Annotated in this window: 13 protein-coding genes; 11 read left to right on the top strand and 2 right to left on the bottom strand. The window is 68.6% G+C overall.

Going from position 1 to position 13,222, the window contains the following annotated elements:
• Window positions 1-42 precede the first annotated feature (42 nt).
• Window positions 43-1,146: an LCP family protein gene (locus ABH936_RS11785; RefSeq protein WP_050786567.1), complete on the top strand. Its 1,104-nt coding sequence runs from the start codon at window positions 43-45 to the stop codon at window positions 1,144-1,146.
• Window positions 1,147-1,214: 68 nt separating this feature from the next.
• The gene (locus ABH936_RS11780; RefSeq protein ID WP_038569341.1) at window positions 1,215-1,712 is read left to right on the top strand and encodes an FABP family protein; all 498 of its coding nucleotides are present in this window, start codon (window positions 1,215-1,217) and stop codon (window positions 1,710-1,712) included.
• Between the two features lie 147 nt (window positions 1,713-1,859).
• On the opposite strand, the gene ABH936_RS11775 is transcribed toward ABH936_RS11780, so the two are convergent.
• Window positions 1,860-2,618: a hypothetical protein gene (locus ABH936_RS11775; RefSeq protein WP_404603338.1), complete on the bottom strand. Its 759-nt coding sequence runs from the start codon at window positions 2,616-2,618 to the stop codon at window positions 1,860-1,862.
• A gap of 46 nt (window positions 2,619-2,664) precedes the next feature.
• A complete protein-coding gene (locus ABH936_RS11770) occupies window positions 2,665-2,955 on the bottom strand; it encodes a hypothetical protein (RefSeq protein ID WP_038569344.1) in 291 nt (96 codons plus the stop codon).
• A gap of 62 nt (window positions 2,956-3,017) precedes the next feature.
• Here ABH936_RS11770 and ABH936_RS11765 point away from each other — a divergent pair, with 62 nt between their 5' ends.
• From ABH936_RS11765 to ABH936_RS11725, 9 genes are all read left to right on the top strand, one after another.
• Entirely contained in the window at window positions 3,018-3,701 is a 684-nt protein-coding gene (locus ABH936_RS11765; RefSeq protein ID WP_281711921.1) for a response regulator transcription factor, read from the top strand.
• Between the two features lie 103 nt (window positions 3,702-3,804).
• Window positions 3,805-4,725 carry a mycothiol synthase gene (mshD, locus tag ABH936_RS11760; RefSeq protein WP_404603337.1) on the top strand — a complete coding sequence of 307 codons (921 nt, stop codon included), beginning with the start codon at window positions 3,805-3,807 and terminating at the stop codon, window positions 4,723-4,725.
• Between the two features lie 10 nt (window positions 4,726-4,735).
• Entirely contained in the window at window positions 4,736-7,048 is a 2,313-nt protein-coding gene (locus ABH936_RS11755; RefSeq protein ID WP_404603336.1) for an RNA degradosome polyphosphate kinase, read from the top strand.
• Complete coding sequence (locus ABH936_RS11750; protein ID WP_404603335.1) at window positions 7,045-8,004, top strand: NUDIX domain-containing protein; 960 nt, start codon at window positions 7,045-7,047, stop codon at window positions 8,002-8,004. Before ABH936_RS11755 ends, ABH936_RS11750 begins: the two co-directional genes overlap by 4 nt.
• 168 nt (window positions 8,005-8,172) lie before the next feature.
• Window positions 8,173-9,324: a phosphate ABC transporter substrate-binding protein PstS gene (gene pstS, locus ABH936_RS11745; protein ID WP_404603334.1), complete on the top strand. Its 1,152-nt coding sequence runs from the start codon at window positions 8,173-8,175 to the stop codon at window positions 9,322-9,324.
• A gap of 120 nt (window positions 9,325-9,444) precedes the next feature.
• Window positions 9,445-10,479, top strand: coding sequence for a phosphate ABC transporter permease subunit PstC (gene pstC / locus ABH936_RS11740; protein WP_038569351.1), 1,035 nt, complete (start codon window positions 9,445-9,447; stop codon window positions 10,477-10,479).
• Complete coding sequence (gene pstA / locus ABH936_RS11735; protein ID WP_006946437.1) at window positions 10,476-11,408, top strand: phosphate ABC transporter permease PstA; 933 nt, start codon at window positions 10,476-10,478, stop codon at window positions 11,406-11,408. Before pstC ends, pstA begins: the two co-directional genes overlap by 4 nt.
• A gap of 43 nt (window positions 11,409-11,451) precedes the next feature.
• Complete coding sequence (pstB, locus tag ABH936_RS11730; protein ID WP_006946474.1) at window positions 11,452-12,228, top strand: phosphate ABC transporter ATP-binding protein PstB; 777 nt, start codon at window positions 11,452-11,454, stop codon at window positions 12,226-12,228.
• A gap of 449 nt (window positions 12,229-12,677) precedes the next feature.
• Window positions 12,678-12,944 (top strand): hypothetical protein, encoded by a 267-nt coding sequence (locus ABH936_RS11725; RefSeq protein ID WP_062258103.1) that lies wholly within the window; start codon window positions 12,678-12,680, stop codon window positions 12,942-12,944.
• Window positions 12,945-13,222 lie beyond the last annotated feature (278 nt).

Genomic DNA, 13,222 nt, shown 5'->3' with positions numbered 1-13,222 from the left:
GGCTCCCAGGTGAGCCTCGGTCGGCCCACCTATGCTGGGGCCATGTCAGACGAGACCTCGATGCCGCACGCCGACGACGCGCCCGGCACCCCGGGCCCTTCGCCCCACGACGGCACGAGCGCGACGGGCGAGACGAGCGACGGCGCCAGCTCCCGCGCGACGAAGGCCCCCGGCCGGCGACGGAGGCGTAGCAAGCTGCGTGTCCTGCTCTACACGCTGCTCGCGCTGCTGCTCATCGTCGCCCTCGTCATCGGCGGGTTCTTCCTGTACCTCAAGTACGTGTTCGACTCGAACGTCTCGCGCGAGAAGCTCCTGCCGAGCTCGAACGTGACGCGAGACGCCGCGGCCGGGGACGCCCAGAACATCCTGTTGCTCGGCTCGGACAGCCGTAACACGAGCCTGCGTGACGGAAGCCGTTCCGACGTCATCCAGCTCGTCCACATCAGCAACGACCGCAAGCAGGTCTCCGTCGTGCACTTCCCGCGCGACTACTACGTCGACATCCCGGGCCACGGCAAGAACAAGATCAACGCCGCCTACGCGTACGGCGGCCCGACCCTGCTCATCCAGACGATCGAGAAGGCGACGAACGTCCACATCGATCACGTCGCGCAGATCGGGTTCAAGGGCTTCGAGAAGCTCACCGACGACATGGGCGGCGTCGACATCTACGTGCCGCAGGCCTTCGACGAGAAGGGATACGGCAGCTGGTCCAAGGGCATGAACCACATGAACGGCACCCAGGCCCGCCACTACGTCCAGGAGCGTCACCAGCTCAAGAACGGCGACATCGACCGTGGCAAGAACCAGCAGGCCTGGATTCTCGCCATGTTCAAGAAGGCCAAGACCCAGGGCGTCCTGACCAACCCGGTGACCATCACCAAGCTCGTCGGCGACATCTCCGACAACTTGGCCGTCGACGACGGATTCACCTCTGGGTACATGACGAGCCTCGCCTACAGCCTGCGCGACCTCGACACGCAGAACATCACCTTCTACACGGCGCCGTACACCGGTTTCGGCAACGAGGGCGCCGCAGGATCGGTCGACTACGTCGATGAGGCGGGCCTCGAGAAGCTGAGCGACGGCCTGCGCAAGGACGACATGTCCGGCGTCCCGAACGGGCGCGTGGGCGCTGCGAGCTGAGGCCCAGGACGCGGAAAGCCCCTGCGCGCGGCTCGATCGAGAGGCACGTCACCGGATAGCCTGGTGCCGTGCCTTTCGAACTTGATGTCAACATGCCCATCGAACTCGCCCCCCTCGCCTGGCTCGTCGGCCGCTGGGAGGGCGCCGGTGTCATCGGCTACCCCGGCATGGAGTCGGCCAACTTCGGCCAGGAACTCGTCGTCAGCCACGACGAGCGCCCCTTCCTCGAGTGGCACTCGCGCATGTGGAAGCTCGACGAGCAGGGCAACAAGACGGACGCCATCGACACGGAGTTCGGCTACTGGCGCCCGCTGGAGAACAACGAGGTCGAGTTCATGGTGACGCACCCGAGCGGCATCGTGGAGATGTACTACGGCAACACCTCCCCCGCGAAGATCGAACTGCGCACCGACGGCGTCATCCGCTCGCCGCAGGCGCCCGAGTACACGGCCGGCGCGCGCATGCTCGGCTACGTCAACTCCAACCTCATGTGGGCCTACGACGCGGCGCTCAACGGCGAACCGCTGCAGAGCTACGCCTCCGCCGAGCTCAAGCGCGTCGACTGACGTTCTGCGCTCCTGCCTGACGCGCCGATGGGCGCCGCCTCCCTCACCGGGTGCGGCGCCCATCGGCGTCCGGGGTGGTTCGAGCGGCAATCGTTTCGAGCGGCAACCGTGCCGACGACCCGGTGCGGACAACCGGGCTGCGGGCGCTCAGACGAGACGCGCCACCGCGACGGGCACGAGGCCACAGACGAGGACGCACGCACACCCCGCGGCGAACTGCGCCCGCGTGTGGGCGGACGTCGCGAGCGTCACCGTCGTACGCAGGCACGCCCACGACAACAGGCCCGCCGCGCCACCAGCCAGGGCGGCCGACGCGACCGATGCGCCCGCGATGACGGCGCCGCACCCGGCGATCGCGCCGAGCACGCACTGCGCCGCACCCAGTTCGAGGCGCCGTGACGTCGCCCCCGCCACGCCGTCGAGGACGCTGCCGACGAGCGTCGCGAGGCCTGTGGCGAGCATGAGGTGGCGCGTCTGCGACGAGTCGGCGGCATCGATGAAGTAGGCGCCGGCCCCGAGCACGCCGAGGCCGAGCGCCGTGCCGGCGAGCGTCATGACGAGGCGCGGACGCCCGTCCTCGCGCAGCAGTTGGTGCAGGAAGCTCGCGATGAGCCCGACGCACAGGACGGCACCGGCCCACCGCGTGCGATCCCCGGCGCCACTGGCGAGCATCGTGACGGCGAGCGCCACGGCGGTGCCCGTCAGCACGAACGTCGTCCCGCGCGGGCTCGGTAGGTTGACCAGTCGCGGCCACCCACAAGCGAGCCCGCACCCGAGTACCACGAAGACGAGCGCGATCAGCGTCACCGGCGCGAAGGACGCCGCGCAGATCGCGGCGGACGCAACAGCTCCGGCGCACGCGCCGGAGGCGCGCATCGACGGCGTCGGTGGTTTGGCGGAGGTCACGCGCCCATCCTCGCATCCCGCGCGCCGGTGCTCATCCCCTGACGGCTCATCCCCCGACGAACGGGGGCAGCACCTCGACGACGTCTGCCGGCTCGAACGAGGCGTCATCGGCGAGGCGACGGCCGCCGTGCAGCAGGCTGCAGCGTGCGAGCACGGCCTCGATGTCGGGGTGGGCCCGCATGATGAGCGCGCGTACGTCGCGGCCGGTGAGCTCGGGGCTCTGGGGCGCCTCACCCACCGCGAGCGGCAGGTTCTCCTCGTCGCACCCGGCGGCCTGCGCCGCACCCGCCCAATAGCGCACCCGCACACTCGGGCGAGCGTCCACGTCTGTCGTCATCCGATGTTCCATCCTTCGACCATGCTCCTGCAGCCTCTCCACGCTAACCGTAGTCTTGACGCGTGGCGCACCTCCTGCTTCTGACGACGGCTCGCGGCGCGAGCGTCGAGGTGCTTCCTGCTCTGGGGCTGCTGAGCCACCGGGTGCGCGTGAGCACGCCCGACCCGGATCGGCTCGCCGCTCCGCTCGACGCCGACGTCGTCATCGTCGACGCGCGTATCGACCTCGTCGCGATGCGCGGCGTCACCCGCATGGTCGAGGCCGCGTGGCCGGGTACGCCCGTCCTCGCCATCTTCACCGAGGGCGGCCTCGTCGCCCTGACCCCCGAGTGGTTGATCAGCGACGTGGTCCTCGATGTCGCGGGCCCCGCCGAGGTCGACGCCCGCATCCGTCTGGCTCTGGCCCGCGCCGGTTCGCAGCCCGACGAGGCGAACACGCAGATCACCGCCGGCGACCTCGTCATCGACGAGGAGTCGTACTCGGCGCGGGTGCGTGGGCGGTCGCTCGACCTCACCTACAAGGAGTTCGAGCTGCTCAAGCACCTCGCGCAGCACCCGGGGCGGGTCTTCACCCGCGCGCAGCTGCTGCAGGAGGTCTGGGGCTACGACTACTACGGCGGCACGCGTACCGTCGACGTCCACGTGCGACGGTTGCGGGCCAAGCTCGGAGCCGAGCACGAGACGTCGATCGGCACGGTCCGCAACGTCGGGTACCGCTTCGTCGATGGTGGCGTGAACGGCGAGTGACGCTTCCGGCCGGGCCGACGCGAGCAGCGCTCCCGGCGCGATCTTGGCTTCTGAATCTCCCGTCGTTCCGCGGTTGTCACCCGTGCGCGCTAGCGTGAACGCCATGAAGATCGACGCACAGAACCTCGACGTCCACCCGGCCCGCCCCGACGAGGTCGACGCCGTGCTGGCGCTCGCGCGCTCCGCGGCGAGGAGCGACGGTGTGGCCGCCCTCAACGAGGAGTCGCTGTTCGCGCTCGAGCGCCTCGCGCCACCGGCCCGCGTCCTCGTCGCCTCCCGGGAGGGCTCACCGGTCGGCGTGCTCGTCGACGCGCAGTCAGATGCAAGCGGGTGCGATCTCGTGACGGCGCCCGACGCCCGCCGCGCGGGTGTCGCACGGGCTCTGCTCGTGGCCCTGGACGAGTCCAGGAGCGATACCGCGACGCCCGTACGCCTTTGGGCCCACGGCGATCTGCCCGCCGCCCAGGCGTTCGCCGCGAGCCTCGGTGCGCGCAAGGCGCGCGAGCTGTGGCGCATGACGCGTCCGCTCACCGCCGACGAGACGTTCGACGTCGCCCTCCCCGCGGGTCTGGTCGCGCGCGGTTACGACGGCAGCGAGCGCGAGGCGCAGGCCTGGGTCGATCTCAACGCGCGCGCCTTCGCGCATCACCCCGAACAGGGGCGCATGACGCTCGCCGACTTCCGCGAGCGCGAGGCGCAGGAGTGGTTCGACCCGGCGGGTCTGATCCTCGTGTGGGACGAGGCGAGCGGAGAGCTCGTCGCCTCGCACTGGACCAAGCACGAGCCGGGCGACGAGACCGGCGAGGTGTACGTCGTCGCGGTCGCACCCGAGTGCCAAGGACGAGGCATCGCCGGGCCGCTCACTGCCCTCGGCCTGGCTCACCTGCGTGACGCGGGGGCGAGCAGCGTCGAACTCTACGTCGAGGGCGACAACAAACCGGCCAAGGCCACCTACGTGCGGCGTGGGTTCGTCCGTGCTGCCCACGACGTGATGTACGTCCACACGCCTGCCCGGGCGATGTGAAGATAGAGCCATGAGCACTGCGCCCAAGACCGCTGCCTCCAAGGAACCGCAGGATGCGGGCCGCGACGACGACTCGGCGCCTGAGACCACTCCCTCGTCTCCGTCGACGGCCGTCGCCCGGTTCAAGCCACGCGCGGCCTCTCGCCCGCGCAACGTCGCGCGCTCGGCGGCCACGACGGAGAAGGCGAAGTCGACGAAGACCGCCTCTGCTGACGAGCCGGAGCTGCCCGCAGACCGTTTCCTCGACCGCGAGATGTCGTGGCTGCAGTTCAACGAGCGCGTCCTGCAGCTGTCGACCGACCCGAACGTGCCGCTGCTCGAGCGGGCCCGCTTCCTGTCGATCTTCTCCTCGAACCTCGACGAGTTCTTCATGGTGCGTGTGGCGGGCCTCAAGCGCCGCATCGCCGCCGGCCTCGCGGTGCGCTCGGCGTCCGGTCTCGAACCGCGTGAGCTGCTCGACGACCTGACGCGCGCCTCGCACGACCTCATGGATCTGCACGCCGGCATCTTCCAGCGCCAGGTCCGCCCGGCCCTGGAGGATGAGGGCATCCGCCTGCTCAAGCTCTCGCAGCTGACGGACGCGGACCGTGACTACCTGGGCACCTACTTCGAGGCGCAGGTCTACCCCGTCCTCACCCCGCTGGCCGTCGACCCGGCGCATCCTTTCCCGTACATCTCGGGCCTGTCGGTCAACCTCGCGGTGCTGCTCATCGACCCCAAGACGGGCCGCGAGCACTTCGCTCGCGTGAAGGTGCCGCCGTTGCTGCCACGCATGGTCAAGCTGCCGACGGGCGAAGGCGAGGACCCGCTGTACGACGCGCGCTTCGTCACCCTCGAGGACGTCATCGCCGAGCATCTCGACGTGCTGTTCCCCGGCATGGAGGTGCACGAGCAATTCACCTTCCGCGTCACGCGCAACGAGGATCTCGAGGTCGAGGAGGACGACGCCGAGAACCTGCTCACCGCCCTCGAGAAGGAGCTGACGCGACGCCGTTTCGGCGCGGCGGTGCGTCTCGAGGTCGCCGACGACATGGACGATCACGTCCTCGACCTGCTGACGCGTGAGCTGGGCGTCAGCGACGACGAGGTCTTCCGCCTGCCCGAGCCGCTCGACCTGCGCGGCCTCGGTGACATCGCCGATCTCGACCGCAGCGAGCTGCAGTGGCCGCGGTTCATGCCGAAGACCCACCCGCTGCTCGCGCCGGTCGAGCGCTCCGAGGCCCCCGACATCCTCGGCGCGATGCGTTCGAGCGACATCCTGCTGCACCACCCCTACGACTCGTTCTCGACGTCGGTGCAGGCGTTCGTCGAGCAGGCCGCAGCCGACCCAGACGTGCTCGCCATCAAGCAGACGCTGTACCGCACGAGCGGCAACTCGCCGATCATCTCGGCACTCATCGACGCAGCGCAGGCCGGCAAGCAGGTGCTCGCCGTCGTCGAGATCAAGGCGCGCTTCGACGAGGAGAACAACATCACGTGGGCGCGCAAGCTCGAGCGCGCGGGCGTGCACGTCGTCTACGGCATGGTCGGGCTCAAGACGCACGCGAAGCTGTGCCTCGTCGTGCGGCATGAGGGCGACGGCATCCGCCGCTACTGCCACGTCGGCACCGGCAACTACAACCCCAAGACGGCTCGTCTCTACGAGGACCTCGGGCTGCTCACGACCGACCCCGATGTGGGCGAGGACCTGGGCCGGCTGTTCAACCAGCTGTCGGGCATGGCGCCGCGCGCCAAGTTCAAGCGCCTTCTCGTGGCGCCGCGTTCGGTGCGTTCCGGCTTGATCGAGCAGATCGACCGGTGCATCGAGGCGGCCAGGGCCGGCAAGGCCTCGAGCGTGTCATTCAAGGTCAACTCTATCGTCGACGAGCAGATCATCGACGCCTGCTACCGCGCCTCGCAGGCCGGGGTAAAGGTCAACGTTCTCGTGCGCGGCATCTCCGCGCTGCGTCCGGGCGTACCCGGACTGAGCGAGAACATCGAGGTGCGCTCGATCCTCGGGCGCTTCCTCGAGCACAGCCGTGTGTTCGTCTTCGACGTCGAGGGCCAGGAGCCGATCGCCTACATCGGCAGCGCCGACATGATGCACCGCAACCTCGACCGCCGCGTCGAAGCGCTCGTGCGGCTTACGGACGAGCGCCAGGTCGCGACGGTCGTCGACCTCGTCGCCACCGGCATGAGCCCGCAGACCTCGTCGTGGCGTCTCGACGCCGAGGGCCGCTGGATCCGGGAGAACCTCACGCCCGACGGCGCGCCGAAGAACGACTACCAGGCCGATCTGATCGAGGCGTACTCGAAGCGTCGTCGCAAGGCCCGCCGGCGGTGACGCGCGGCAGGAACCCCGAGCTGGTGCCTGCTGCCGGGGCGCTCGTGTGGCGCCGCCGCCGCAGCGGCATCGAGGTGGCGCTCGTGCACCGTTCGCGCTACGACGACTGGTCGTGGCCGAAGGGCAAGCTCGACCCTGGTGAGACGTTCGCTCAGGCCGCTGCGCGTGAGGTGCTCGAGGAGACGGGGCTGCAGGTGCGTCTCGGCATCCCCCTGCCCGAGCTCGTCTACGGCCTCGACAACGGCGCGACGAAGCTCGTCCGGTACTGGGCCGCCCAGGTCGTCGGCGGCAGCGGAGTGCTCGAGCACGAGGTCGACGAGGTGCGCTGGCTCGATGTCGAGACGGCTCGACGAACGCTCACCTACGCACGCGACCGCATCCCCCTCGACGCCCTGCTCGAAGCCGAGCGTGACGGCCGCCTCGAGACGTGGCCGCTGCTGCTCGTGCGTCACGCCCACGCCCAGGCGCGCGCCGCGTATCGGGGTGACGACGACGCCCGCCGCCCGCTGAGCGAGCGCGGCCGCGCACGGGCCGCTGCGCTCGTCCCCGTCCTCGGGGCGTGGGCTCCTGAGCGCGTCGTGTCGTCGTCGTCGACGCGGTGCGTGCAGACGGTCAAGCCGTTCACGTCCGCGAGCGGGACGCGGTTGCAGACGAAGAGCGCGCTGTCGGAGGAGACGTTCGCCGCTCACCCCCAGAAGGCCGCCCGCCAGTTGACGCGCGCCCTCGAGCGCGCCGATGCGACGGCGTTGTGCACTCACCGCCCCCTCATCCCCGATCTCGTCGCGGGGTTGTCCGCACTCGCGTCGACCGGGTCGGCGACGCGTCGCTGCCTCGACCACATCAAGGCGCACGGGATGGACAAGGGCGAGGTGCTCGTCTGCCAGGTCCTCGGTGGCGGCCAGGAGGCGCGGATCGTCTCGGTGGAGCGGTTGCGCACCCCACCCCTGGAACGCTGAGCACCGATTCCGACCGGCAATCTCCCACTGCCCAAGGCCTCTCACACCCCTCAGACTGCGTTCACTCAACGTTTACCTCGAAGGGGGATTCGCGACACGTGAACGACCTAGGTTCCAAGCGTCCAGGCACGTGCCCGGAAATACTTTGTGACGAGAGGTCTGTATCCCGTGAAGATCACGAGCATCGCCCGCATCTCCGGCGTCGCGCTGGCCGGCGCCCTTGCGCTGTCCGCCTGTGGCAGCGAGTCGTCCGACTCCGCCACCGACAGCGCCAAGTCCGCAGGCTCCAGCGCGACGGACGCCGCCAAGTCCGGCGGCGACTCGGGTTCGGCCGACTGCGGCAAGAAGGACCTGAAGGCCGAGGGTTCCTCCGCCCAGGACAACGCGATCCAGGACGCCATCGAGAAGTACGGCAAGACCTGCGACAACAACGTCACGTACAACGCGACCGGTTCCGGCAACGGCATCAAGCAGTTCATCGCCGGCCAGGTCAACTTCGCCGGCTCCGACTCCGCGCTCAAGACGAAGCCGAAGGACGGCAAGATCGAGACCGACGAGGCCAAGACGGCCTGCGGTTCCGAGGCCTGGAACATCCCGATGGTGACCGGCCCGATCGCCGTCTCGTACAACCTGAAGGACGTCAAGGACCCGATCACGCTGACGCCGGCCGTCCTCGCCGACATCTTCAACGGCAAGATCACGAAGTGGAACGACCCGGCGATCGCCGCGGTCAACAAGGGCGTCACCCTGCCGGCCAAGGACATCAAGGTCTTCTTCCGCTCGGACGAGTCGGGCACGACGGAGAACTTCACGAAGTACCTCGCCGCCTCCGCGAAGGACAACTGGACGGCCGAGCCCGGCAAGAAGTGGACGGGCAAGGGCGAAGGCAAGGCCAAGACGGCCGGCGTGACCTCGTCCGTGAAGTCGACCGACGGTGGCATCACGTACGCCGAGTGGTCGGCCGCGAAGGACAACGAGCTGCAGGTCGCGAAGATCGACAACGGTGCGGGCGCCGTCGAGCTGACCGGCGCCTCGGCGTCCAAGGCCATCTCCGCCGCGAAGATCGACGGCACGGGCAACGACCTGCGCCTCAAGCTCGACTACGCGACGAAGGAAGCGGGCGCCTACCCGATCGTCCTCGTCACGTACGAGGTCGTCTGCTCGAAGTACAAGGACGCCGAGATCGGCAAGTCCGTGAAGTCGTTCCTCACCTACTTCGCCGGCGACGACATCCAGAAGAACCTCGAGTCCCAGGGTTACGCGCCGCTGCCGGCCGACATCCAGGGCAAGGTCAAGACGGCCGTCAACGCCATCCAGTGACGCACAGCGCCTGACGGGGTGCTCGGGCGCTTCGGCGCCCGAGCACCCCGTCTGCGCGTCGGAGCGAGTCCATAGTCTCGCGTTCCACCCGTACCAGCTCGAGCAGAGGCAGGAAACCTCATGAGTTCAATCACCGGCGTCTCGGTGGCCGACGCACCCGGCCCCGACGACGGTCACACCCCCGGGGAGGGCCCCGGCGAGCGCGCCCCCTCCGGTGACCGCGCAGCGACGGGCCGCAGGGGCGACATGATCTTCGGTGGCCTCGCGCGCGGCGCGGGCCTCCTCGTCGTCGTCCTCGTCGCGCTCGTCGGAGCCTTCCTCGTCATCCAGGCGGTTCCCGCCATCATGGACGACCACTCGAACTTCCTCACCTCCCAGGACTGGGACGTCGACTCGAGCCCGATGCACTTCGGCATCGCCCGCCTACTGTGGGTGACGGTCACCTCCTCGGTGCTCGCCATGCTCATCGCCGTGCCGCTCGCCGTGTGCATCGCGCTGTTCCTCACGCAGTACGCGCCGAAGTGGCTGGCGAAGCCGGGCGCTGCGCTCATCGACCTGCTGGCGGCCGTGCCGTCCATCGTCTACGGCCTGTGGGGCGTGTTCACCGTCGGTCAGTACTTCGACCCGGTGGCCAAGGTCATCCAGGACGTGCTGGGCTGGTGCCCCCTGTTCGCCAAGACGGACACCTCCCCCGCGAGCACCATCGCCTTCGTCTCGATCATCCTCGCCATCATGATCCTGCCGATCATCACGGCCCTGACGCGTGAGGTCTTCGCGCAGACGCCGCAGGCCCACAAGGATGCGGCGACGGCGCTCGGCGCGACGAAGTGGGAGGTCATCCGCACCGCGGTGCTCCCCTTCGGCAAGCCCGGCATCATCAGCGCGTCCATGCTCGGCCTCGGGCGCGCGCTCGGTGAGACCGTCGCCGTCATGATGATCGTCTCCGCCCTCAACGGCAGCGAGGGTTGGAACTTCTCGATCTTCAAGGGCGGTGAGACCTTCGCCTCGAAGATCGCCAACAACGCCGGCGAGTTCGACAACCCCTCGAAGACGGGGGCCTTCATCGCGGCGGGCCTCGTCCTGTTCATCCTGACGTTCGTCGTCAACGCGATCGCCCGTGTCGTCATCGAGCGCAGGAAGGCGTTCACCGAATGAGCACCGCAGCCCACTCCCTCGAGAAGAACCCCGCTCCCGAGCCCCGGTCGAAGAACTCGCTCTCCGGCAAGGGCCAGTCAGGCGGCCGCGCGACGAAGAACACGATCGCCACCGTCGTCATGTGGGCCGCGTTCCTCGTCGCCCTCGTACCGCTGGTGTGGATCATCGCCACCGTCATCATGAAGGGCGGCGAGCTGCTCCTGCACGTCGACTGGTGGACGAAGAGCCAGCGCGGCGTCGGCCGCCGCGAGGTCGCCGGCGGCGCCGCCCACGCCATCCAGGGCACCCTCATCCAGGCCTTCGTCACGGCTCTCATCGCCGTGCCGATCGGCGTGATGACCGCCGTCTACCTCGTCGAGTACGGGCGCGGCCGTGCCGCGAAGATCGTCAGCTTCATGGTCGACATCCTCACCGGTGTCCCCTCCATCGTCGCCGCGTTGTTCGTCTACGCCGTGTGGGTGACGACGTTCGGCTTCGACCGCATCCCGTTCGCCGTGTGCCTGGCGCTCGTGCTGCTCATGGTTCCCGTCGTCGTGCGCTCCACGGAGGAGATGTTGAAGCTCGTGCCGAACGAGCTGCGCGAGGCCGCGTACGCCCTCGGCGTGCCGAAGTGGAAGACGATCCTCAAGATCGTTCTCCCGACGGCGTTCTCCGGCATCGTCACCGGTGTGCTGCTCGGCCTCGCCCGCGTCATGGGCGAGACGGCACCGCTCATCATCCTCGCGCCGTACTTCAAGTCGCTGTCGACGAACCTGTTCGGCGGCCTCATGGGCACGCTGCCGACGATGATCTACAACGGCAAGGACAACATGGCCGTCGACGCCTCCGCGCAGCGCGTGTGGGCGGCGGCGTGCACCCTCATCCTCCTCATCCTTCTTCTCAACCTGCTGGGCCGCTTCATCAGCCGCTTCAGCAAGGTCAAGAACTGACATCCGCTCGCGCGGATACGACTCGTAAAGGAACCCGAGTTCAATGAGCAAGCGGATCGACGTTCACAACCTCAACGTCTACTACGGCGACTTCCTCGCCGTGAACGATGTCTCCATGACGATCGAGCCCCGCTCGATCACGGCCTTCATCGGCCCGTCGGGCTGCGGCAAGTCCACGTTCCTGCGCACCCTCAACCGCATGCACGAGGTCATCCCCGGCGGCCGCGTCGAGGGTCAGGTGCTCCTCGACGACGAGGACCTGTACGCGCCGGGCGTCGACCCGGTGGCGGTGCGCCGCACCGTCGGCATGGTGTTCCAGCGCCCCAACCCGTTCCCGACGATGTCGATCGGTGACAACGTCGTCGCGGGTCTGCGCCTCAACGGCGTGAAGGACAAGAAGGTGCTCGCCGAGAAGACGGAGCAGTCGCTGCGTGGCGCGAACCTGTGGAACGAGGTCAAGGATCGCCTCGACAAGCCGGGTGCCGGCCTGTCGGGCGGTCAGCAGCAGCGTCTGTGCATCGCGCGTGCCATCGCGGTGTCGCCGGACGTGCTCCTCATGGACGAGCCGTGCTCGGCTCTCGACCCGATCTCGACGCTCGCCATCGAGGATCTGATGCTGGAGCTGAAGAAGGACTACACGATCGTCATCGTCACGCACAACATGCAGCAGGCGGCGCGTGTGGCTGACCGGACGGCGTTCTTCAACCTCGAGGCGACGGGCAAGCCCGGCATGCTCGTCGAGATGAACGACACGCAGAAGATGTTCAGCAACCCGGATCAGCGGGCGACCGAGGACTACATCTCCGGTCGCTTCGGCTGACAGCCGGGCGAAAGGGCCGTGAGGACCGGGGCGCAGCGAAGCGAGCACCGGCCCGGCGCGGCCCTCCGAGCCCGTCAGGTGAAAGCGAAAGGGTGCCGAGGACACGAACGAAGCGAGGTCCGCAGGCGCCCCCGAGCTCAGCCCGAGAAGCACTGCTGATCCATCGTGCGTTGTGCGCCCCCCACCGTCGTGACGGTGGGGGGCGCCTGCGTTGCCGGGCAGCGTTCCTGCGGCGTCAACCTGACTTCACGCTGGGAGGCGCTGCAGGCGTCGCTGCACGTCGGGATGCAGAATGACTCACATCACATATGAGCGGGGGCTATGACCGTGTGCCGATCGAGTTTCCCTGGGGCGCAACCCTCTTCGGCATAGCGCGAGCCGGCGCTGAACATCGTGCCCGGGGTCGGGCAAATCGACTCAATGCTTCAGGGGCCGTTCATCCCGATTTCATGCACACTGTGCTTGTGCCGAAGGATGCAACTCGTATTGGAACGTGGTCGCGCAAGTCGCTGCTCAAGAACCGCAAGAAGCAGGCGATCGCGCGCGGCGCTCACCCGACCCCTGACGAGATCGTCTTCTCGGACACCCCGGGAATCGTCGACGACGGCAACTTCAGCTACGGCGTCTGCCACGTCTGCGACTGGAAGGGCGGTGGGCGTCGCGCCCGCGAGAAGGCCCGCCGCGACGCGGCGGAGCACTACCTCCTGGCGCACTGACCACCACGGCACGGTCGAATGCCAGTACATCCCGGCGCTTCGCCGCTCGCGATGAGGTGCGGTAGCGGCGCAGGGGATGGCCGCGCCGCGAGAGATGTGAGACACGCTGGACCGGGAGCGCCTCTCGGCACTAGGCCGCTCGTAGCGGCTGAATTTGGGACCCGGGGCTGCCGCGGCCCAGCGTGCTCATCCACCTTAACGAACATCACCGGCCCTCGCATTCCCGGCGGCTGCGAGAAACGTCACGCAGTGCAGTGTCGTCCCGGAGCCGGCGACGC

It is taken from the genome of Dermacoccus sp. GAS27A, assembly GCF_044909235.1.
Classification (GTDB): domain Bacteria; phylum Actinomycetota; class Actinomycetes; order Actinomycetales; family Dermatophilaceae; genus Dermacoccus; species Dermacoccus nishinomiyaensis.
Note: the sequence above shows the minus strand (reverse complement) of the source record. Positions and strands in the feature narration are given on the sequence as shown.